This is a genomic window from Virgisporangium aliadipatigenens, assembly GCF_016863615.1.
GTDB classification, from domain to species: domain Bacteria; phylum Actinomycetota; class Actinomycetes; order Mycobacteriales; family Micromonosporaceae; genus Virgisporangium; species Virgisporangium aliadipatigenens.
Genome location: NZ_BOPF01000002.1, coordinates 521,560 through 541,685, shown reverse-complemented (window position 1 = coordinate 541,685; position 20,126 = coordinate 521,560). Strand labels below are relative to the sequence as shown.

Sequence of the window (20,126 nt, the reverse complement as noted above, 5' to 3'; positions counted from 1 at the left end):
GTCCAGGATGAGCCGCAACCGCGGCGGCCGTCCACTCGTTTGCCTCGAGCCGCCCGCCGTTGACAATGCGGCAGGCTCGGATCGTGCGACGACCCGTTCAGGTCGCTACTTCGAGGTCGGAGCCGCCGCGTTGGCCGATTGGCTCGTGACCGGCTTCGACAAAGCGCGGGACTGCACGGACGGCACCATCGGCATCTGTGGTGAATGCGTTCGCAGCTGCCGGGATGTCGTCGCCTCGTCACCCGCCGCACTGTCATGCGATGGAGGCTCCGCGGCTGCCTCGCGCCGGAAACGGCCGGGCGGCGCACCATAGGCGCGGCGGAAGGCGGCGGCGAACGCGAACTCCGAGGTGTAGCCGACCTCGTGGGCAATCGCGGAGAGCGGGCGGGTCGTGCTCCGCAACAGGCGCGCGGCGAGATCAAGGCGCGCGCCGGACACGTACGCCATGGGCGGTTTGCCGATCGATGAGCTGAAGCGTTCCGTGAAGACGGTGCGGGACAGACCGGCGATCTCGCTCAGCCGACGCACGCTCCACGGTGCGCGAAGGTTGTCGTGGATCGCGTCCAGGGCCGCGGCGATGCCCGGGTCGCCTTCTTCCGGCGGAGCGTAGGAGCGCAGCAGTTTGACCAGCATGAGGTCGATCAGCGCGGCCCGGGTGGTCTCTGTGCCTGGGCGTTCCTCAGCGACTTCCTGGCCGAGTAGCGCCAGCAGTTCCTGCTCAGCACCCCGGCCGGGTACGACCACTAGCGGCGGCATGCCGCGCAGGAAGGGATGCACGCGGCCGCGCGGCAGCAGGTAGGCGCCGCAGATCACCTCCGCCTCGACGAGCTGGTCCTCGCTGTTGCCGGTCTTGTCGTGCCGGCACGTGGGCAGGTCGTCCAGCGGGCGCGGACGGCGGCTGAAGGCGTGCCGGGCACCGTTCGGGCAGAGCACCACATCACCGGCCGTGACATTGTGCGACGGGCCGTTGTCGGCGGCCGTCCAGGCCTCGCCGGCGAGCAGCACGTAGAAGCCCACACCTTCGAATGACGGATGACTCCAGCCCCAGTCGCCGGACTCGCCGACACGGTGGGCATAGGGGACTCCGGAGCGCAGGCCGCCGATCGCCTCGGTGATCAGGTCCACCGGCGCATCGTACTGACCCGCTTCCGGACCAACGCGTATCGACCACGGACGCAGACGCATGGCCGCGGGGCTCGCCCACGCGTTGAATCAATCGTCGTAACCGATGTACGCGGGTTGAGGAGAAGCCTTGAAGGTCACTGTGATCGGGATTTTCGCGGTTGCCGCGGAACAGCAGCAGGATCTCGTCGAAGCGATCAATCGTGCTGGCGAGGTCGTCTGTAAGTTGCCAGGCTTTCTCGGTTCGACTCTCTACGCTTCCGTGGACGGCACCAAGGTGGTGAATCAGTCGCACTGGTCCAGCATCGAGGATCACGCCGCCGTACTCGAAGTTCCTGAGGCGATGGCGCTGGCTGAGGTGATGTTCGCGATTGCGAAGCCGGATCCGATCATCTGCGTGGAACGCGGCGAATTCAGCCCCGCCTAGCGGAAGACCTACAACATCCGCTTCTGCCGCCGACCGCGCCCACGGTTTCCCTCCCGCAAGGCACTGACGGTCACGGATGCCCTGGGCGGCTCAGCGGACAAGATGCTGGTGACTGCCGTGCCGATCATGGCCCGACACCTCTCCCCATTTCTGATCACCGACGCTAAGGTCGCGGCGAGTCCGGATTGCCATCGAGCAGGAGATCAGCGTGGGTGCATGGGATGTCGGGCCGTTCGACAATGACAGCGCCGCCGACTGGTGCGGTCACCTGCACGACGCCGACCCACAGCAGCGAGCGACACTGATCCGCGATGCGCTGACCCGGGTAGCCGAGCATGGCGACGAGTACCTTGACAACGTCTACGCGACGCAGGCAATCGCCGCCGCAGCCATCATCGCCTCCCAACTGCCGGACGGGACGATGGTCGCCTTTCCTTACGCACCCGATTTTCTGCTGGAGGGAGGCACCGTCGAGGTAGCCGACGACGTTCCCGCGATCGCCGTGCGAGCGCTGGACCGGATCGTGGACAAGGACTCGCAGTGGCGCTCCCTGTGGGAGGACGCCGCAGAGTCGTACCCTCAGGCGCTCGCCTCGGTGCGAACCATCCGCGTGACACTGGAGCAAACGATCAGCCGGTGAACTGATCGCCCGCCCGGGACGAGAAATCGGCTGCCTCGGCGCGGTGCTCCAGCTTCGCGCACGCCCCAGCCGGCACGGGTCGCCGATCAGCCCACCACCAAGGTCATAAGGTGCGGACCACGTCGCCAGCGACGATCTCGGTGCGGGCCAGCCCTCGAAACAGCAGGCCGACACTGTCGCCCGCACCGGCCCGCCCAATCATCTTCCGGAACATTTCAATGGCCGCGATCTCGACCGCGAGCGGCGGCCGCCCCGCGCGCTCGATTGTGACCTGGGCACCCACTGTGACCGCGCCGGCCTCGACCCTCCCGGTGACCACCGTCCCCCGACCCGCGATAACGAAGACATCAGCCACCGGCATGCGGAAACCGGGACCTGCCATCGATTCGATGTCCGGTGCCGATCGCCCAGGTCCATGGACGGTGAACAGTTCCTCATTCCGCCGTTCGAACGGGCCCACCCGGAGCACGATAGCGGCCTGAACGGGTCACGGCGACGGCCCAACCGGTCCGATCGCAGCGCGCAATCCCACGCCATGAAGTCGAAGGCTCGATTCGAGGGCAGGACCAGTTCTCGCGCGACCCGAACGGCCGGCTACGAAGTCTCGTGGCAGCGGCGGCAGGGCTTCGCTACGAACTCGTCGCTGGTCGTCGATAGGTCTGCTCCAGGACGGCCGGAACGGCGCGGTACCGCCCGTGCAGGCGGCGCTGCGCATCCTCGACGCCGAGCTCACCGCCATGACCGCCGGCCTGGCCGCAAGCGGCGACCCGGACTCGGCGATCGCCGGCTACCGGCGCTTCGGCGAGTTGATCGACGCCACCCCCTCGCTCCGCGCCTACCAGAGCGACACGATGGACCGCTTCGTCACCGTGGCCGCGGAACTGCTCGCCGAGCGGGTCGGCCTATCCCCCGGCGACCCCGAGCCGCAGATCGCCGCCGCAGCGCTGCTCGGCCTCTGGCGGGTCCAGTTCCAAAGCCTGCGCCGTCACCTGGCCACCACATCGGATCCCGCGAAACTGCACAACGAGGTCACCACCGACGTCCGCCGCGCTGCACGGCTCATCGAGAACGGCCTGACCTCGAGCTGGCCATCGTGATCTGCGACTGAGCCGCCAACCAGCCGCCCATTTCTGCCGCCCGCGTGGGGGAAGCAGCAGATGAAGCCGTCTTCCTGCAGCTGCGCTCCAGGTCGGGGTCAGCGAACTCGGTGACGACGTCAAGGCCATACCCAAGCCCGGCCGAGGTGCGGAGGGCTCTTCCGGCTCGGCTCCGCATTCCTTCGCCGCAGTGCAGCCCTCATAGACTTCGCCCATGCGGGACGAGGACCGCGTGCTCCCGGGCCCGCTGGCCGCGGCACACGCCGAAGACTTCTCGACGGACCACGACGGTTACGACTTCGAGCCGTACGACGAGTTCATGTGGTCCGTCGAGGCGTCCGAGTGGTGGCGGTCATGGACCGGCAACCCGTCGGCCGGTCCAGCACCGTTCCGAGTCTTCGGGCAGGACGGGACCGGCGGGTTGGCCGCCATCTGGATACGCGAACCCGAGCACCCGATCGAGACCCAGCCACTCGTGTTCCTCGGCTCGGAGGGTGAACTGCATGTGATCGCTGCGGACCTCGGCGACTACCTGTGGCTGCTCGCCGGCGGCGTCGGCCCGCTGGAGACGGTCGAGGGCATCGGCCCCACCACGGTCGCCGAACCTGAGCTGACCACGATTGCACAGCAGTTCACCGGCGAGCAGAACCGCCCTGTCGCCAGCGTCATCGTCGCGGCGGAGGCGCTGCTCCCGGCGCTGACCTCGCTGATCGACACCACAGTTCGATGAGCCCAGGCCTCGCAGGGTCGGGCCTGTCGTTTCGAGTGACCGCATTGCCGTCCTCGCGCGCGCACATGTCGACTTCCATGCATCCGATCTCGGCGGACGCCCCGCCTCCCGGAACCGAGCCACGCCGAGTACCGCGTCGCCGGCCTCCAGCGGGTGACACCGGCGCCGACCGCCTCGACGACTCCGGCGAAGTCGTGCCCCAGCGCCCGGGAAGAAGCGACCGGTCATCGGCTTCATCTCGCCGTTGCGCATCTTCCGGTCCAGCGAATTGGAAGCAGCCGCCCGCACGCGTACGAGAACCTCATCCGGACCCGGTCGTAGTGGCTCGAACTCTGCGAGCGCATTACCTCCGGGCCGCCGTAGCGCTCGTACTGAAGGCGCTTCACGAAGCGTATTCGTTCGAGATCTCGGTGGCGTAGTTCTTCCACAGCGGTTTCATGGTCTCGGCGTTGACCGGCTGCCCGGAATCAATCATGGCCTTGAAGTCGCGGAAATACTGCACGTACAGATCCGGCGTGAACGTGTTCAGCATGACCGCGTTCTCGTCGCCGACGTTGGCGAACGTGTGCGGCGCTCCGGTCGGCACGATGACCCAGGTGCCCGGCCCGGCGTCGTATTGGTCCTCGCCGACGGTGAACCGGAACGTTCCCGCCAGCACGTAGAAACCCTCGTCGTGCTGGGCATGGCGGTGCTGCAACGGGCTCGGGGTACCCGGCGGAATGGTGACCTCGGCGAACCCCAGCCGGTGGTCGGTGTGCTCGCCGTTCTCCAGAATCCGGATCTGCTGCGCCCCGCTGCCGAGGATCTCGCCCTCACCGGGACGGACGATGTTTACCTTCGCCACGACGTTCTCCCATTGCTATTGCCTGCTTCGTTGACCACCATCCTGTTCCGGGTCGGTTGTGCGTGTCTTGGTCGTCCGCGCACGGTTGCTGGTTACCAGTGCGCGGGCGTTGTAGCCGTACGTCGCCTTGAACAGCTTGCTGAAATGGGTGGCATCGGAGAACCCCCAGCGGGCGGCCACGGCGGTGACCGTACGTCCGCCTCCGGTCAACTCGGCCCGGCAGCGCTCCAGACGGCGACGACGGATCAGGGCCGCAACGGTGAGCGGCTGGCCCTCGAACAGCTTGTGCAGCCGGCGTACCGAGATGTGGTGGGCGGCGGCGATGCTGGGCGGGGAGAGCTCGGGATCGGCCAGCCGGGCCTCGATGTAGCCGGCGATCCGGTCGCGCAGCACCTCGTCCGCAGCCGGCTGTTCGTCGCCCAGCCGGGCCTCCAGTGCGACCGCGATCAGCTCGACGACGGCCGCCGCCGACCGCAGCGCCTCTACCTCACGGAACCCGGTGGCCAGCCGCGCCGACTCCCGGGCCAGCACAGAGACGAGAGCACCCGGACCATGGCTGCCGTCGATGCGTGTACCGATGAGCCGGTCGATCTGCGCCGGCCGGATCCGAAGCTCCCGGCGCGGAACGAGGATAGTGACGTGCGCCGAGGCGGTGCTCTCGAACCGGAGCGAACGCGTGGGATCGAGCAGCACCAGATCGGCCGGCCCGAGCTCGGCGTCGCCGCGCCCCTGCTCGATCCACGTCCGGCCCCGGATCATCACCTTGACCGCCAGGTTCTCCCCATCGCGGGCATCGCGCTCCCGCCCGATACAGACGCTCTCGGGCGTGTCGAGGCAGACCAGCCGCAGCGACCCAAGGTTGCGGGTGGCAACCCGGCCCTGGAAGCCTGCCCCGGCCAACTTGTTGACCAGCGGCGGAAACCCACTGGCGGCCAACTCGTCCGCAAACGCCTCAAGGTTGCCGACCACCGGTCAACGATAACGGCGACTGTGTAGCCGCCGGCCGTGCTCCTCGGGTCGTCTTCGTTGCTCCACCATGCGTCATGCCGGTGCGCGCCCGGCGGCAGCCCGCGCGACAACAGACGGAGTCGATCCGCAGCGACAAAGGGCGGATGCTGACGTTCACTTCCGAGACTGGGAAGATCAGAGGATGAACGAACCCGGCGAGGCCCTCCGCCACGAGGTGATGGATCTGTTGCGACGGTCCTCGTCGGCCGACGAGGCAGAGCGACGTGCGGCGATCACGGGCCTGGGGACAGTGGCCGGCCGACAGTTGCCGGCCAGCGTTGAGCACGACACCATTGCATCGACCCTCGTGCATGCAGCACGTGACACCAGCCCCAGGGTTCGCATCAGGGCCATTCGCGGTCTTGGTGCCCTACCGGCCTCGCGATCCGCATCCGTGGTGATGGCTGCCGTCACCGACGACGACTACGCCGTGCGCGAGGCAGCGATCAGGACCTTGATCAGCCTTGATGCCGACAATGCCGCAGCCGCACTTGTCTCCGTCGCGCGCGACCACACCGACCCGGTACGGTGCTCGGCGCTGACCGGTCTACGCGCCGCCCACACCGTCGACGACTCCATTCTGCGAACCCTGGTGCACGGCCTGGCGGACCCGAACGCCTCGGTACAGGGTGCAGCGATGGCGACTCTGCGAGCCCTCGCCAGTCGATCACCACGGATGACCGAGGTGGTTGTCGACCTCGCGCGCCGAGGGCTCACCGACCCGAGCCCTCAACGGCGCGAGATCTCCATCGAACTGCTTCGCCAACTCGGCGAGCCCGGCCATCGCGAACGATGCCTGGCCGCGCTGGATGACCCGGAACCCGCCGTCCGGCAAAGAGCCGAGCGAACGTTGGAGCGCTGAGACTCCGGTTTGATCGCGTACTCGCGCGCCCCGAGAAGCCTCCGCACCACTGCTCCAATGTGGAATGAGCGGCGCCGGCGTTATGGAGACATCAGGAATTTCTTGCTCGGGCCGTCGAGCCGAGTGCCTGACTGATCCATCACCTCACGAGCGGCTGCCTTGATCTGCTCGGCGATCGCTGGACGATCGTTCGGGTAGTCATCCCAGTCAACCGACAAGACCTCGAAGCGCGTCGCGAGTTCCGAGGAACGTCCGCGCTCGTCGAGATGGTCCGCACTGCACAGCAGGGCAGCGATTCGCCCGGCCGCCACCGGGGTGGTTGCCGTCCCGGCCAGCAGCCCAGCGGCTACCTGCCGGGCTTGTTCCCACAGCACTGCCCTCGGCGCCCGCAGCGGGCGTCCCAGTTCGCTCATCGCCCGGTCGAACAGATCAGTCGCGTCTCGAACGTCTGCCCGCCCCAGCCCGGCCAGTTCCCGCAAGGCCGGCGAGTCTACGCCACGCGCCAACGCCTGCGCGGCTGCCAGCGGCAACTCTTCCGCACCGACGAGTCCAAGGATGTAGTCGTCGGCCGCCCGTCCGAGATCCTCCACGGGATCATCATCGCCAGTCCCGACAGCCTGCCGCCACCCGATTGATCGCCCGGAGACCGTGGCGCAACCGCAGGTGATCCAGCTCCGGCGCCTCCGGCGGGCCCAGCACCGGCCCTTCCGGCGCCGTCGGCAGCGCGAGCCCCGTCCGTATCGCCCAGTGCCGCACCCAACTATCGGGCCGGCGTCGATGCGTGCCTGCTCGGCGACCGGGAAACCACCACGGCCACGGGGAACCCCACCATCGACGGCCGGCCGACACCGTTCCGACTCACCGACGGCAGGCACGTCACGACCTACCGCCCCGGCGGCACCGTCTCAGGTGGTCTACGACAACATCCTCTACGGCACGCTCACCATGAGCCTGGAACCCGAGCGGTACACGTGCAACGACGACGCGCTCACAAAACACCAGCTTCTACTCCGGGACGATGACCCGCGTGAAGTCCTGAGCACCATCGGATCGGCCCACACCGGCAGCAGCGCTCGTCGCCGTCGGGCGGCGGTGGAACCAGCCGTTGCCGGTCCGTGTATGCCTCCGCCGCGATGACGAACGGTGGGTCGATACGTGCCCCGCGTCGGCAACGGCGCGCGCTGCTTCACCCCGTGTGAGGCGGCTCAGCGGAAGTCGATTCGCATCAGCCTGCTGGTGGCCCAGTCGTCTGGATGGGTGGGCCTGATGGTGCCGGGGTCGTGAGGCTGGTTGAGGTCGTCGACAATCGCCGCGATCACCGCCGCCCGTTCCGTGGGATCGGTGACGGTGGTCGCGCGCGCCGGCAGGTCCGCGCTGATGCCGTTCTTGAGGTGGAACGTGAATGTCGGGTTCGCTCGTAGGTTCGCGTACCAGCCGGTCGGGCCTCCGCCTGCTCCGCTGCACAGATACGTTGCGCCGTTGGCGCGGTAGAAGAAGATCTCGATGCGGCGGGGTCGTCCGGTGCGCCGGCCGGTGGTGGTGATGTCCACGATTCGTTCGCGGGTTCCGGCTGCGGGCGTGATCTCGATGGCGCGTCTGATCTCGTGCGGCAGGTGTGCCAGCGGGTCGAGCGCGCGCTGCTCACCGGGCCGGTCCGCGGGGTTCATGCGGCTTCCTTCTGCAGTGCGGGGCCCAGGAGCAGTCCCCCGTCGATGACGTACTCGGCGCCGGTGATGAAGGCCGCGTCCGGCGACGTCAGGAACAACAGCAGCGCGGTGATGTCGGCGGGCTGGCCTAGTCGCGGGACGGCGAACGGCTCGGGCGAGTAGAAGTCGGCGATCGGGGCGTCGCTGCCGGCGGCCGGCTCGGTGATGAACGGGGTGGCGACAACGCCCGGGTGGATTGTATTGACGCGGATGTTGTCGCGCCCCAGCTCGAGGGCAGCGGTCCGGGTAAGCCCTCGAATCGCCCACTTGCTGGCGACGTAGGGCGCGTAGAAGGCGGTACCGCCGATGCCCATGGTGGAGGCGATGTTGACGATCACTCCTCCTCCCGCGCGCCGCAGCGCCGGGGCGCCTGTCTTGATGCCGAGGAAGGTGCCGGTGAGATTGATGTCGAGGATGCGAGCCCACGTGGCCGCGTCGGTGGACTCGATGAGGGCCGGCGGGTTCTGCACCCCGGCGTTGTTGACCAGGATGGTGAGCGCACCGAAGGTCTTCTCGGTCTCCGCGACGGCGGCAACCCACGACTCCTCCCGGGACACGTCGAGGTGGACGAAACGCGCCCCGTCTCCCAACTCGGCGGCGAGGCCGGCACCACGCTCGGCATTCACGTCGCCGATGACGACGTTGGCACCTTCGGCGTGCAAGGCGCGAACGTGGCCGGCTCCCTGCCCACCGGTCCCGCCGGTCACGAGAACGGTCTGGTCGGCGAAGCGAGACATCAGATCCTCCGAGTAGGTACGAGCACGACAACCCGGAACCGGGTGGCGAGTCGAGCGACTCACCATGCCGAAGCTACGCCCCCTCAAGTGGTGAGTCAACCCACTCACCTCGCTATGATGGGCGCATGACCCCGGCACCGTCGGCCTATCACCAGCGCGTGGCGCAGGAGAAGCGCGCACTCATCGTGCAGGCCGCTACCGAGCTTTTCCTCGAGCTGGGCTACGACCGGGCATCACTGGCGCGTGTCGCAGACAAAGCCGGCGTGTCGAAAGCAACGCTGTTCAAGCAGTTTCCGACAAAGGCAGCATTGTTCGATGCGATCGTCATCGACTCGTGGGCCAAGAACGACGTCGCCGAGGTGCCGCCCGCCGGTGACCTGACGGCCGGCCTGACGGTTCTGGGACGGCGCTACGCGTCGCTGCTGAGCCGGCCGGAGATGACCGACCTGTTTCGCATCGTCATCGCCGAACTGCCCCGCTTTCCCGAACTGGCCAGAGCACACTTCGCACAGGGCAAACTGCCGTACTTCGACTCCGTGCGGATCTACCTCCTGGCCGAGCGCGACGCGGGAGGCGCAGACATCGCCGACCCGGAGATGGCGGCGACCCAGTTCCTCGGAATGATCTCCAACTACCTTTTCTGGCCGAACCTTCTACTCCCGGACTGGACGGTGACCCCAGCTCGCACGACCGCGGTTGTGGAGGAAGCCGTGCGAACCATGGTTGCGCGCTACGGCACCGATGCTCACCACCCGAACCGGCCGGGCAAGGAACCGTCTCCCCGCACCAACCGCTAGATCAACGCGAACGGCCCGCAGCAGGATCGATCCACCAACCGTCACCGGCGGTTCCACCGGTATTCGTGCTCCGGACGCCCCTTGGACCCGTACCGCAGCGCCCGCTCAACCATCCGTTGGGCGGTGAGGTACTCCAGGTAACGGCGTGCCGTAACCCGCGAGGTGCCCGTGGCGTCGGCGATCTCGGTGGCGGTGACGGCGGTGTCGTGCTCGCGCAGTTCACCGATCAGTGCCGCGAGGGTCTCTTCGCTGAGCCCTTTCGGCAGGTGGTGGCGGATCGGCGTCCGAAGGGACGCGAAGGCCCGATCGACGTCGCCCTGCGCGGCGACACCGGCCGGATCGGTGATCATCCGACGGTATTCGGCGTAGCGACCCAGCCGGTCGGCGAACGTGGCAAAGGTGAAGGGCTTCACCAGATACTGCACCACGCCCAGCGTGATCGCTTCCTGGACGGCGGACAGGCTGCGCTCCGAGGTGACGGCGATGACGTCGGTGGTGCAGCCGCGAGCCCGGAGTCTGCGGCAGACCGCCAATCCGTCGATGTCCGGAAGGAAGAAGTCCAGCAGTATCAGGTCGACGCCGCCCCGGCTGACGATTTCGACCGACTCGGCGCCGTGGTGCACGGTCCCGACCAGGGTGAAACCCGCCAGTCGCCGCACGTACTCGCCGTGCGCCTCGGCCAGAATCGGGTCGTCCTCGACGACGAGAACTCTCGTGTTCACCCGACACCGTGCGCGACCGTCGAGTGGGCGGGGAACCGTACGACGAAGACGGCGCCGTGGTCGTTGGTCACGTCGATGACACCGCCGTGCCGATGAAGGACCTGTCGCACCAGCGCGAGGCCCAGTCCTCGGCCGTGCGGTCGGTCGTCGAGCTTGGTCGACCAGCCGCGAGCGAACGCGTTGTCGACCTGTTCGGGCGCGAGACCGGCACCGCTGTCGGCGACCCGGATCAGCAGGCCGCTGTCGTCCTGTCGCAGGCGGACGGTCACCCGGCGGGGCGGTGGGGCCGCGATCGCCGCCTCGATCGCGTTGTCCACGAGGTTGCCCAGCAGTGTCACCAGGTCCCGGGCGGGGATCGGCAGCTGCGCCATCGCGGTGTCGCCGCTGACGCTCAGTTCGACCCCTCGTTCGCTCGCCTCGGCGACCTTGCCGAGCAGCAACGCGACGAGCACCGGTTCACCGACCGCCGACTGCAGTTCGTCGGCGAGTTGCTGCGTCGTGGCCAGTTCCTCGGTGGCGAACGCGAGGGCGTCATCGGTCCGGCCGAGCTCGACCATCGTGATGACCGTGTGCAGCCGGTTCGCCGACTCGTGCGCCTGCGCCCGCAACGATTCGGCGAAGCCGCGCACCGAGTTCAGCTCGCCGGAGAGCGCCTGCAGCTCCGTATGGTCACGCAGCGTCGTTACCGTACCCAGCCGGCGCCCCCGCCTCGACGCCTGCGACTGGTTCACCACCAGCACGGACTCCTCGGTCAGGTGGATCTCGTCGTGGGCCGTGGCGCCGGCCCGCAGAAGATCGCCGAGCGAACCGCCCACCCCCAGGTCGGCCGCGGTCCGACCGTTCACGTCGCCGTGGAGTCCGAGCAGGCGCCGAGCCTCGTCGTTCACGACGGTCAGCCGGCCGGCTCGGTCGAACACCATCAGTCCCTCCCGCATGGCGTGCAGCACCGCGTCGTGGTGTTCGTACATGCCGGTGATCTCCGCCGGTCCGAGGCCCAACGTCATCCGGTGCAGCCGTCGGCTGATCATGCCCACGCCGGCTCCGGCGATCAACAGCGCCGCGACGCAGATGACGACCACCATGCGCAGTTGGCTGCCGAGATCGTCGGCGATGCGGCGGGTCGTGACTCCGACCGCGACCAGTCCCGTGACGCGTCCGCCGTCGAACACGGGCACCACCGCCCGAACCGACGGTCCGAGAGTCCCGGTGTACGTCTCGGTGACCGGCCGACCGGCCACCGCCGGTGCGAACGTTCCGATGAACCGTCCGCCCACCCGGGCGGGGTTGGGATGTGTGTAGCGGATGCCTTCCGTGGTCATCACCACGACGAAGTCGACCTGGCTGACGATGCGCACGCTCTCCGCGTAGGGCTGCAAACGGCCGGCCCCGTCGTGCTCGCGCAGCCCGGTCACCACGTCGGACGAGAGTGCGGTGGCGTGGGCCAGATCCAGCACCCGCTGACGTGCGGCGTCCTCGGCGTCACTCTTCGCGTCGTAGTAGGCGACCGCGGCTCCCACGATCACGAGTGACGCGAGGACCGCCGCCTGGAGCACGAACAGCTGGCGGGCCAGGCTCGTACGCGCGAAGAACGTGCTCATGGGGCCAGTGTGACGAGGGACACGCTCGATGAGCGTCAACCGTTACGGCAGCCGAACGTGACCGTAATGAACAAAAGCGAGACGTCGCCCGTGACACCGTTCACAGTCCTCCTCACGCACACGCCGCCCATGCACCGGAGGAGAGATGGCCCCCACCAGCATCGACGTCCCCCAGTCCCCGCCACGCCGCCGGATCTACCGGCACCTCTATTTCTGGGTCCTCGTCTCCATCGCCCTCGGCATCGCCTACGGTCTGGCGTTCCCGGCCCAGGCGGCCGAGATGAAGTGGCTCGCCGACCTCTTCGTCAACCTGGTGAAGATGATCATCGCTCCCACCATCTTCTGCACCGTCGTCGTAGGCATCGCGGGGCTGGGCAGCCTTTCCAAGGCCGGCACCCTGGCGCTGCGCACCATCGCGTACTTCACCGGCCTCACCGTCATCGCGCTGGCACTCGGCCTGGTCGCCATCAACCTCATCCGGCCCGGCGCCGGACTCGACATCGCCGTCGACCCGGCCGCAGCCAAGTCCACATTGGACAGTGCCGCGAAGGCGGACAGCGGCATCACCGGATTCATCCTCGGCCTCGTCCCGTCGAGCATCGTCGGTGCGTTCACCGGCGGTCAGCTCATCCAGGTCCTTGTCGTGGCCATCCTCGTCGCCGTCTCGTTGACCTTCCTCGGCGACCGCGCGGCGGCCGTCATCCGCGGAATCGACACCGTCGGGAAGATCATGTTCGGTGTCATCAAGGTGATCATGTATGCCGCCCCGGTCGGCGCGTTCGGCGGCATGGCGTTCACCGTCGGCAAGTACGGCGACAAGGTGCTCGGCAGCCTCGCCGCGCTCATGGGCACCTTCTACCTGACGTGCGTGGTCTTCGTCGTCGCCATCCTCGGCCCCGTGGCACTCGCGGCACGGTTCAACATCTTCAAGTTTGTCCGGCTCATCAAGGACGAACTGCTGATCGTGCTCGGCACCTCGTCCAGCGAGACCGTCCTGCCGCGCATGCTCACGAAGCTGGAGGCCGCCGGCGCCCAACGCTCCGTCGTCGGTCTGACCATCCCGACCGGGTACTCGTTCAACCTCGACGGGACGTGCATCTACCTGACCATGGGCGCCATCTTCATCGCCCAGGCCACCGGCGCCGACGTCTCCATCGGCACCCAGATCGCGCTGCTGCTGTTCATGCTCATCTCCAGCAAGGGAGCGGCGGGTGTGACCGGCGCGGGGCTGGTGACGCTCGCCGCGTCGCTGTCGGCCTTCGGCGACACCATCCCGGCCGTCGGTATCGCCCTGCTGGTGGGCATCGACCGGTTCATGTCCGAGGCGCGGGCGCTGACCAACCTGATCGGGAACGGGGTCGCGACCATGGTGCTGGCCCGGTGGCAGGGCGCCCTGGACAGCGAGCGGTTCCAACAGGTACTGGACAACCCGAAGCTGATCGATGTCGACGACCTGCTGCGCAAGGAGTTCACCGCCGAGGCCGCAGCCGCTACCGGCGCGCAGGCCGCACAGCCGCGGCTGGCCACCGCGTCCGCCTAGACCGGCGCGCCGGTGCCCGCTTCGGCTCTGCTGAGGCGGGCGCCGGCGGTGGCGCCGCTGCGGGCGTCTAACCAGCGATCCCCGCTGCGTGGACCGTCCAGCCGCCCTTGGCGCGACGTTTGGAGGCGTACAGCGCGCTGTCCGCGTGTTCCAGCAATTCGGCGGCGGAGCGACCGTGTTCGGGAGCGAGTGCGATGCCGGCGCTGGCTCCGATGACGACGGTGACGGCACCGAGGTCGAACGGCTGGCCGCAGGCGAGGGTGAGCCGTTCGGCGACCTGGACGGCCGCTGCGCCGTCGGTGTGTGGAAGCAGGATGACGAACTCGTCACCGCCGACCCGGCAAACAAGGTCGTTCGGGCGTACGCTCCCCCGCAGTCGGGCGGCGACAGCCTGCAGCAGTTGGTCTCCGGCGGCGTGCCCGTACCGGTCGTTGACCGGTTTGAAGCCGTCCAGGTCGAGACACAGAATCGCGAAGCCTTCCGTAGCGCGTTCCTGGGTCAGGTCCGCGAGTAGGTCGGCCGTGCGTTCGCCCAGGAAAAGCCGATTCGCGAGCCCGGTGAGCGGGTCGTGCATCGACTGGCGGAGCAATTCCCGCTGCGCCCGGGCGGCAGCCATGAAAGTGATGTAGTTGTGCCGCAGCACGACGTGAAATGCCACTGACGTGACCGGTATCAGGAAGGCGATACCGCGCAGCTGCGGCGACAGCGCATACCCCGCTGTCTGCGCGGCGCCCATCATGTACAACAGGGGTATTGCCAGGCGGGGAAGCGCCGCAAATCGGGATGCGATGTAACCCAGATATCCGACGGGCACAATGCTGCCCAGCACCAGCAGGCGCGGATCCCCGACCTGCAGGACGCCGATGGTCCCGGCCGCCATGACCAGCGACCACACGACATTGGTCGCCACCAGTTTCCGATCGGGCGGCCGCTTGCCGGCGGAGACGGCCCGTCGGTGCCGCAGGCCGAGCCAGATGCGTCCGACCTGGATCACGGCGTCGGCGGCAAGCCAAACCAGCGCCCACACGCTCCCGGCGATCCAATAGGTGAACCAGCCGACGGCCTGGATCCAAATGAGTTCGGCGGACGCCTCCAGCCAGCTGTCGGGTAGGGTCGCGTACCGCGCTGCCCGGATCTCGATCGGCTCGTCGTCGGCCCCGGCCGACCGGACCGACGCCCGGCGGCGCCTGTCGCCACGGCCTGACCTCCTACCCATGAGGTGGATTATCGGTCTCGGCATGCAGGGGGCGAGCGAAGTTCGGGCGATCGCCGGCGAGGCCGGTCCGCGGGACGGCGGCGGTGCATGTCGGGTTTCCGGCACCGTCGGCACGCCGATCGCCCACCGGCCCGTAGTCCTCATGGCCCCGCCGGGGCGGCCGATGAGCCTGGTGGTCGGCAGTCTGGAGTGGGGCGATGGCGCGGTCGAGCGGGTGGGTGTTGTGGTCCCGGGACGGTTATCGGGGGCGCGCGGACCTGGCCGAGGCGCCGGCCACCGGTTCGTCCGTCCGGACCGCCGAGAGGGAGAGCGTGACGGTCGGCTCGCTCGAGCGCCGTCCCCGCCCGGCGCACCGCGGCGATTCGCTCGTGGACCGGATCATCGCCGACCGCTCCGTGGAGATCGAGTACCAGGCGGTGGTCGACGCCCGGCGCAACCAGGTGGTCGGCTTCGAGGCGCTGTCGCGCGGCCCCGCCGGGCCGCTGCAGTCGCCGGCGCAGCTGTTCAGCGCGGCGCGCGCCGTCGGCCGGCTGGGTGAGCTCGACTGGATCTGCCGGGCCGCCGCGTTCCGCGGGATGCTCTCGGCCGGGCTGCCGCCGTCGCTGTCGCTGTTCGTCAATGTCGAGGCGGATTCCCTGATGGAACCGTGCCCGGACGACCTGCTGCCGGTGATGCAGGAGGCGGAGGCCAAATTGCGGGTCTTCGTCGATCTCACCGGTCGGGCGCTCGCGCGCTATCCGAGTCAGGTGCTGGAGACCGTGCGGCGGGCGCGGGCGGCAGGCTGGGGCGTCTCCGTCGGTGACGTCGCGTACAGCAACGAGGGTCTGGCACTGCTGCCGACCATCGAGCCCGACGTCATCAAGCTCGATCAGCGGGTGCTGACCAGCCGGTTCGGGCAGACCACCGACGCGGTGCTGGCGGCGCTGGCCGAGAGCGAGCAGACCGGCGCGGTGCTGCTGATCGAACGCGTGGAGAGCCAGGAGCACGCGTTGACGGCGCGGGCCTTCGGCGCGGCCTACCAGCAGGGGCGCCTGATCGGCCGGGAGGGGCCGCTGCCGACGAACGTGACCGTGCCCGGATCGCCCCTGCCGCTGCTGGACTCCTCGCCGGACGTGACCCGCACGCCGTGGCAGGTGCTGGTGGACGGCGGCGCACACCGGACGGACGGGGTCGGGGAGAACGCGCTGGAACACATCGTGCAGACGGTGGCGAGCCAGGCGTGCACCGGCGCCCGCCCACCCGTGGTCGCGGCGATCACCCCGCAGGGCGCGGGCGCGGATCCGGTCACCGAGAACATGTGGCGCATGATGGTCGAGCGCTGCCCCCTCGTGGTCATCGTCGGGCCGAACGTGGCCACCTGGAACGACTGGCGGATCCGCGCCGCGGACCTCCCCGCGCAGCACGTACTGGCCGGCGAGCGTTGCTTCCTCGTGCTGTCGCCGACAGTGGCGACCGTCGTGTCCGCGCGCGCCGTGGCCGGGGTAGACGGCCGTCAACCGACCTGGGACGTGGTGATCAGTCAACAGCCGTCACTGTGCCGCGACGTGCTGCGGCGGCTGCTGGACATCGTGGACACCCTGCAGGGCGGCGTCCACCACGGGGCCTGACCCGTCAGCGCAACGCGTCGAGCGCCTCGTCGACGATGGTGTCCAGCGGCGCGGCCCGTCCGGTGGCGACGGCGGCGTCCAGATCCTCGGCCGCGAGCAGCCGGCCCAGGCGGGTAAGAACGGTGGCGTCACCCGGCGGCAGTGCATACCGGTCGCGGAGCGCCTGCGCGGCGCCGATCAGCCGTGCGGCGACGCGGGGCGCGTACTGCGGCACGCCGACGAGGTCGGCGAGCGTCTCCAGCGACTCGGCGAGGTCACCGCGGTCGTCGGCGTCGCGGCGCAGCACGAGGGCCGCCATCACCTGGCGCACCGCGGCCGCACGGTCACCCGAACGGTGTGCGACGAGGCCGAGCTGATGCAGCGCCATCGCCTCGCCGAAGACGTCGCCGACGCCCCGCGCCAGCGTTCGCGCCTCCTCGAAGCACGCACTGGCGGTCGTGGTGTCCTCCTGGCTGAACTCGATCTCACCGAGGCACAGCAGACCGAGCATGATGCCGCGCAGGTTGCCCTGCGCGCGTTCCAGTCGCAGGCAGTGGGTCGCGTGGTGGCGGGCCACATCGAGCAGGCCCAGGCGCAGGGCGACCATGGTGAGGTTGCCGTGGGCCATCGCGAGGCCGACCCGATCGTCGAGTTCCTGCCACACGTTCAGGCTGTCGCAGAAGTGCTCGCGGGCCCGTTCGAGGTCGCCGGCGGTCATCGCGGCGATGCCGAGCGCATTGCCGGCCTGGGCCATCGCGTACCGGTCGCCTGCGGCGTCGGCGTACGCGAGGCTGTGCGCCGCCAGGTCATGAGCGGCGGTGTGGTCGTCCTGCGCGGCGGCGAGGACCGCGGCCGCGTGCAGCACCCGGGCACGCGGGCTGTCGTCCAACGCGACCGGTGCGCTGAGGAGCCGTTCGAGCCACTCACGGCCCTGCCGCAGCCGGCCGGTGTTGCGCCAGAAGCGCCACAACCCCACCGCCAACCGGGCCGCGTAGGCGGCGCCGCCGGGCACCGTCAGCAAATGGTCGGAGGCCGCCCGCAGGTTGTGGTACTCGCGTTCCAGCCTGCCCATCCAGAACGCCTGACGGGGCCCGGTCAGTTCCGGTCCGGCCCGCTCCGCCAGATCCGTGTAGTGAACGGCGTATGCCCACCGGATCGCGCCGTCGACGTCCTGCTCGGCGAGGCGCGCCGCCACATAGGTGTGCACCGTCGACAGCAGTGTGTAGCGGGACTCCTCCGGCTCGTCGGGCTCGACCCGCACGAGGCTCTTGTCGACCAGTCGTTCCAGCCGCTTGGGCAGGTCCTCGACGTCCGGGGCGAGCGCCGCGACGGCGTCCAGGCGGGCACCGCCGTGGAAGGCGCCCAACCGCACGAACAACTGCTGCTCGACGCCGTCCAGCAGGGAGAAGCTCCAGTCGATCGTGCCGCTGAGCGTGCGCTGGCGCGACGGCATCCCGCGCGGCGCGGCGCCGGGGAGATCCAGCCGGTTCGCGAGGTCCTCCAGCATCTGCTCCGGGGTGACGACGTCGCTGTGCGCGGCTGCCAGTTCGATCGCCAAAGGCAAACCGTCCAGCCGGCGGCACAGCTCGACGACGGTGACCAGGTTGTCGGCCGTGATCGCGAAGTCGTACGCGACGGCCCGCGCGCGGGCCCGGAACAGCGCCAGCGCCGGGGAACCGGCCACCGCCAGCGCGGCACCGGCCACGGTGGGCCGCAGCGTGCCCGGATCGGGTAGCGACAGCGGCGGCACCGGGTAAGGGTGCTCGCCGTAGAGCCCCAGCCGCTCCCGGCTGGAGACCAGCATCTTCACCAGCGGGGCCGATGCGAGCAGGTCGCCGAGCAGGTCGACGGCGGCGTGGGCCTGCTCGAAGTTGTCGAGGACCAGCAGGAGTGCGCGGTCGATCAGATGTTCGACGACGCTGTCGCGCAGCGGCTCGGCCGGCGTCTCCTCGACCCCCAGCGCCCGGGCGGTCATCATCAGGACCTCGTCCTCGGTGCGGGCGGCTTCCAGGCCGACGAAGACCACGCCGTCGTCGAAGCTCGCCTCGACGGCGGCGGCGACCGCCAGGGACAGCCGGGTCTTGCCGATGCCGCCGGGGCCGACCAGCGTCACCAGGCGCCGTTCGGCCATCAGCTGCGCCACCTGTGCGGTCTCGTGCTGGCGGCCGAGCAGTTCGGTCATCGGGGCGGGGAGTGTCCGGCGGCGGCGCCCGCCGCGGTGCAGCACGGCCGCCGCGACGCTCCAGCCGTCGCCGTCGCGGATGAGCGCGCCGCGTTCGGTGAGGCGTTCCAGCTCGCGGGCCACCCGGGCCGGCAGCCCGTTGGTGCGTGCGGCGAGCCAGTCGACCAGGACCGCGCTCGGCTCGCCCTGCAGGGTGGTGCGCAGCCAGACCCGGATCGCCGCCGTCGACCACGCGAACAGTTCGACGGTGTCGTGAACGGGTAGGTCGAGCACCGCGTCCGGGCGCCTGCCGGTCGGCTGCCTGCACACCACGCCCACGGCCGGCACGCCCGCGACGGACAGCCGCCGGACCGCCGCGGCGATCCGCTCGTCCGGTTCCCCGTCGAGAACGACCAGCGCCGGCTGGTCGCCGGCGACGGCGACCTCGTCGGGATCCTCGGCCTCGATCACCTGCAGGCCGCGCAGCCGGCCGCTGCGCACCACCTCCTCGAAGAACCGGGTGTACCCGGCGCCCCGCTCCCCCGCGACGAACAGCACGCCGCTGTCCCCGATCACCAGCCGCGTGAGGTATTCGCGCACGCTCGCGAGTTGCAGGTCACGTTCGAGCATCCGCGACGAGGTGGGGCGGGCGTCGGAGTCGACGTCGTCGGCCACCGCGCAGGCACGCCCGCGGTGCTTGGCGAGGTAGTTGCGCCGGTCGGCGGTCGCCAGCAGCCCGTCGGCGTCCAGCGCGTCGTCGGGGAACGAGGCGACGCCCAGGCTGACCGAGACCGACAGCGGAGGCTGGCCCTCGAACGGCGTCGACTTCACGCCGTTCACCATCCGCATGGCGACCCGGACCGCGTCGGCCTTGCCGGTGTCGGGCAGCAGCAGCACGAACTCGTCGCCGCCGTAGCGGAACAGCACGTCGTAGCCGCGTACCAGGTCCCGGATCCGGTCGGCCAGTTGGCGCAGCACCTCGTCGCCGCGGGGATGCCCGTACGCGTCGTTGATGCTCTTGAAGTAGTCGACGTCGAACAGGAACAGCGCACAGCCCGCGCTCGAGCGCGACGCCCGGCTGAGTTCCTCGGCGAGCCGGGGCGCCAGCAGTGCGCGCGAGTACGCCCCGGTCAGGGAATCGGTGATCAGCTGGCCCGAGGCCGCGTCCTGCTGGTCGCCGCTCATATCCCGCCATTCGGCCGCCGTCCGGCGGATCTGAGGAGAGCGCGGCACGAGCGGAAGTCGGGCCGTCATGCGGATCCGATCAGCCGTTCGGCCAAGCCCCACCAAGACTTCTCACTCTCGGTAGGTGCTTGCTGATTGTGGGTCACGA

The 20,126-nt window shown here is 69.4% G+C and carries 19 protein-coding genes; 8 read left to right on the top strand and 11 right to left on the bottom strand.

The annotated features are described in order from the left end of the window. Nucleotides 1-105: 105 nt before the first annotated feature. Nucleotides 106-1,125 carry an AraC family transcriptional regulator gene (locus Val02_RS03140; RefSeq protein ID WP_203897297.1) on the bottom strand — a complete coding sequence of 340 codons (1,020 nt, stop codon included), beginning with the start codon at nucleotides 1,123-1,125 and terminating at the stop codon, nucleotides 106-108. Between the two features lie 127 nt (nucleotides 1,126-1,252). On the opposite strand from Val02_RS03140, the gene Val02_RS03135 reads away from it, so the two are divergent. Next, nucleotides 1,253-1,549 carry an antibiotic biosynthesis monooxygenase family protein gene (locus Val02_RS03135; protein WP_203897296.1) on the top strand — a complete coding sequence of 99 codons (297 nt, stop codon included), beginning with the start codon at nucleotides 1,253-1,255 and terminating at the stop codon, nucleotides 1,547-1,549. Nucleotides 1,550-1,757: 208 nt separating this feature from the next. After that, a complete protein-coding gene (locus tag Val02_RS03130; RefSeq protein ID WP_203897295.1) occupies nucleotides 1,758-2,189 on the top strand; it encodes a DUF4259 domain-containing protein in 432 nt (143 codons plus the stop codon). Nucleotides 2,190-2,292: 103 nt separating this feature from the next. Here Val02_RS03130 and Val02_RS03125 read toward each other — a convergent pair whose 3' ends face one another. Continuing rightward, a complete protein-coding gene (locus Val02_RS03125; RefSeq protein WP_203897294.1) occupies nucleotides 2,293-2,649 on the bottom strand; it encodes an EF-Tu/IF-2/RF-3 family GTPase in 357 nt (118 codons plus the stop codon). Nucleotides 2,650-2,884: 235 nt separating this feature from the next. On the opposite strand from Val02_RS03125, the gene Val02_RS03120 reads away from it, so the two are divergent. After that, a complete protein-coding gene (locus tag Val02_RS03120; RefSeq protein ID WP_239151784.1) occupies nucleotides 2,885-3,286 on the top strand; it encodes an acyl-CoA-like ligand-binding transcription factor in 402 nt (133 codons plus the stop codon). Between the two features lie 214 nt (nucleotides 3,287-3,500). Continuing rightward, the gene (locus tag Val02_RS03115; RefSeq protein WP_203897293.1) at nucleotides 3,501-4,016 is read left to right on the top strand and encodes an SMI1/KNR4 family protein; all 516 of its coding nucleotides are present in this window, start codon (nucleotides 3,501-3,503) and stop codon (nucleotides 4,014-4,016) included. A gap of 382 nt (nucleotides 4,017-4,398) precedes the next feature. Here Val02_RS03115 and Val02_RS03110 read toward each other — a convergent pair whose 3' ends face one another. Together Val02_RS03110 and Val02_RS03105 are read right to left on the bottom strand one after the other, a co-directional pair. After that, the gene (locus tag Val02_RS03110) at nucleotides 4,399-4,860 is read right to left on the bottom strand and encodes a cupin domain-containing protein (RefSeq protein ID WP_155342733.1); all 462 of its coding nucleotides are present in this window, start codon (nucleotides 4,858-4,860) and stop codon (nucleotides 4,399-4,401) included. Nucleotides 4,861-4,875: 15 nt separating this feature from the next. Continuing rightward, on the bottom strand, nucleotides 4,876-5,829 hold the full coding sequence (locus Val02_RS03105) for a helix-turn-helix domain-containing protein (RefSeq protein WP_203897292.1): 954 nt from the start codon (nucleotides 5,827-5,829) through the stop codon (nucleotides 4,876-4,878). 181 nt (nucleotides 5,830-6,010) lie between these two features. Here Val02_RS03105 and Val02_RS03100 point away from each other — a divergent pair, with 181 nt between their 5' ends. Next, nucleotides 6,011-6,730, top strand: a complete 720-nt coding sequence (locus Val02_RS03100) for a HEAT repeat domain-containing protein (protein WP_203897291.1) — start codon at nucleotides 6,011-6,013, stop codon at nucleotides 6,728-6,730. An 80-nt stretch (nucleotides 6,731-6,810) separates the two neighbouring features. Here the strand turns inward: Val02_RS03100 and Val02_RS03095 are convergent, their stop codons facing one another. The 3 genes from Val02_RS03095 to Val02_RS03085 all read right to left on the bottom strand — a co-directional run bounded on the left by Val02_RS03095 (nucleotide 6,811) and on the right by Val02_RS03085 (nucleotide 9,173). Next, on the bottom strand, nucleotides 6,811-7,320 hold the full coding sequence (locus Val02_RS03095) for a hypothetical protein (RefSeq protein ID WP_203897290.1): 510 nt from the start codon (nucleotides 7,318-7,320) through the stop codon (nucleotides 6,811-6,813). A 615-nt stretch (nucleotides 7,321-7,935) separates the two neighbouring features. Continuing rightward, on the bottom strand, nucleotides 7,936-8,397 hold the full coding sequence (locus tag Val02_RS03090) for a nitroreductase/quinone reductase family protein (RefSeq protein ID WP_203897289.1): 462 nt from the start codon (nucleotides 8,395-8,397) through the stop codon (nucleotides 7,936-7,938). Further along, entirely contained in the window at nucleotides 8,394-9,173 is a 780-nt protein-coding gene (locus Val02_RS03085; RefSeq protein ID WP_203897288.1) for a glucose 1-dehydrogenase, read from the bottom strand. Before Val02_RS03085 ends, Val02_RS03090 begins: the two co-directional genes overlap by 4 nt. 125 nt (nucleotides 9,174-9,298) lie before the next feature. Between Val02_RS03085 and Val02_RS03080 the strand changes: the two genes are divergently transcribed. Beyond that, nucleotides 9,299-9,970, top strand: coding sequence for a TetR/AcrR family transcriptional regulator (locus Val02_RS03080; protein ID WP_203897287.1), 672 nt, complete (start codon nucleotides 9,299-9,301; stop codon nucleotides 9,968-9,970). A 41-nt stretch (nucleotides 9,971-10,011) separates the two neighbouring features. On the opposite strand, the gene Val02_RS03075 is transcribed toward Val02_RS03080, so the two are convergent. Both Val02_RS03075 and Val02_RS03070 read right to left on the bottom strand, forming a co-directional pair. Continuing rightward, nucleotides 10,012-10,692, bottom strand: a complete 681-nt coding sequence (locus tag Val02_RS03075) for a response regulator (protein ID WP_203897286.1) — start codon at nucleotides 10,690-10,692, stop codon at nucleotides 10,012-10,014. After that, nucleotides 10,689-12,290 carry a sensor histidine kinase gene (locus Val02_RS03070; RefSeq protein WP_203897285.1) on the bottom strand — a complete coding sequence of 534 codons (1,602 nt, stop codon included), beginning with the start codon at nucleotides 12,288-12,290 and terminating at the stop codon, nucleotides 10,689-10,691. Before Val02_RS03070 ends, Val02_RS03075 begins: the two co-directional genes overlap by 4 nt. 145 nt (nucleotides 12,291-12,435) lie before the next feature. Between Val02_RS03070 and dctA the strand changes: the two genes are divergently transcribed. After that, nucleotides 12,436-13,830: a C4-dicarboxylate transporter DctA gene (gene dctA, locus Val02_RS03065; RefSeq protein WP_203897284.1), complete on the top strand. Its 1,395-nt coding sequence runs from the start codon at nucleotides 12,436-12,438 to the stop codon at nucleotides 13,828-13,830. 67 nt (nucleotides 13,831-13,897) lie between these two features. Here dctA and Val02_RS03060 read toward each other — a convergent pair whose 3' ends face one another. Further along, entirely contained in the window at nucleotides 13,898-15,046 is a 1,149-nt protein-coding gene (locus Val02_RS03060) for a GGDEF domain-containing protein (RefSeq protein ID WP_203897283.1), read from the bottom strand. 197 nt (nucleotides 15,047-15,243) lie between these two features. On the opposite strand from Val02_RS03060, the gene Val02_RS03055 reads away from it, so the two are divergent. Continuing rightward, on the top strand, nucleotides 15,244-16,653 hold the full coding sequence (locus tag Val02_RS03055) for an EAL domain-containing protein (protein WP_203897282.1): 1,410 nt from the start codon (nucleotides 15,244-15,246) through the stop codon (nucleotides 16,651-16,653). Nucleotides 16,654-16,657: 4 nt separating this feature from the next. Here Val02_RS03055 and Val02_RS03050 read toward each other — a convergent pair whose 3' ends face one another. Next, a complete protein-coding gene (locus Val02_RS03050; RefSeq protein ID WP_203897281.1) occupies nucleotides 16,658-20,047 on the bottom strand; it encodes a diguanylate cyclase in 3,390 nt (1,129 codons plus the stop codon). Between the last annotated feature and the right edge of the window lie 79 nt (nucleotides 20,048-20,126).

Excerpts from the sequence above, each read along its gene's own strand:
- Val02_RS03115 (WP_203897293.1), top strand. The coding sequence starts at position 3,501 with ATGCGGGACGAGGACCGCGTGCTCCCGGGCCCGCTGGCCGCGGCACAC.
- Val02_RS03100 (WP_203897291.1), top strand. The coding sequence starts at position 6,011 with ATGAACGAACCCGGCGAGGCCCTCCGCCACGAGGTGATGGATCTGTTG.
- Val02_RS03090 (WP_203897289.1), bottom strand. The coding sequence starts at position 8,397 with ATGAACCCCGCGGACCGGCCCGGTGAGCAGCGCGCGCTCGACCCGCTG.
- Val02_RS03085 (WP_203897288.1), bottom strand. The coding sequence starts at position 9,173 with ATGTCTCGCTTCGCCGACCAGACCGTTCTCGTGACCGGCGGGACCGGT.
- Val02_RS03080 (WP_203897287.1), top strand. The coding sequence starts at position 9,299 with ATGACCCCGGCACCGTCGGCCTATCACCAGCGCGTGGCGCAGGAGAAG.
- Val02_RS03070 (WP_203897285.1), bottom strand. The coding sequence starts at position 12,290 with ATGAGCACGTTCTTCGCGCGTACGAGCCTGGCCCGCCAGCTGTTCGTG.
- dctA (WP_203897284.1), top strand. The coding sequence starts at position 12,436 with ATGGCCCCCACCAGCATCGACGTCCCCCAGTCCCCGCCACGCCGCCGG.
- Val02_RS03060 (WP_203897283.1), bottom strand. The coding sequence starts at position 15,046 with ATGGGTAGGAGGTCAGGCCGTGGCGACAGGCGCCGCCGGGCGTCGGTC.
- Val02_RS03055 (WP_203897282.1), top strand. The coding sequence starts at position 15,244 with ATGGCGCGGTCGAGCGGGTGGGTGTTGTGGTCCCGGGACGGTTATCGG.
- Val02_RS03050 (WP_203897281.1), bottom strand. The coding sequence starts at position 20,047 with ATGACGGCCCGACTTCCGCTCGTGCCGCGCTCTCCTCAGATCCGCCGG.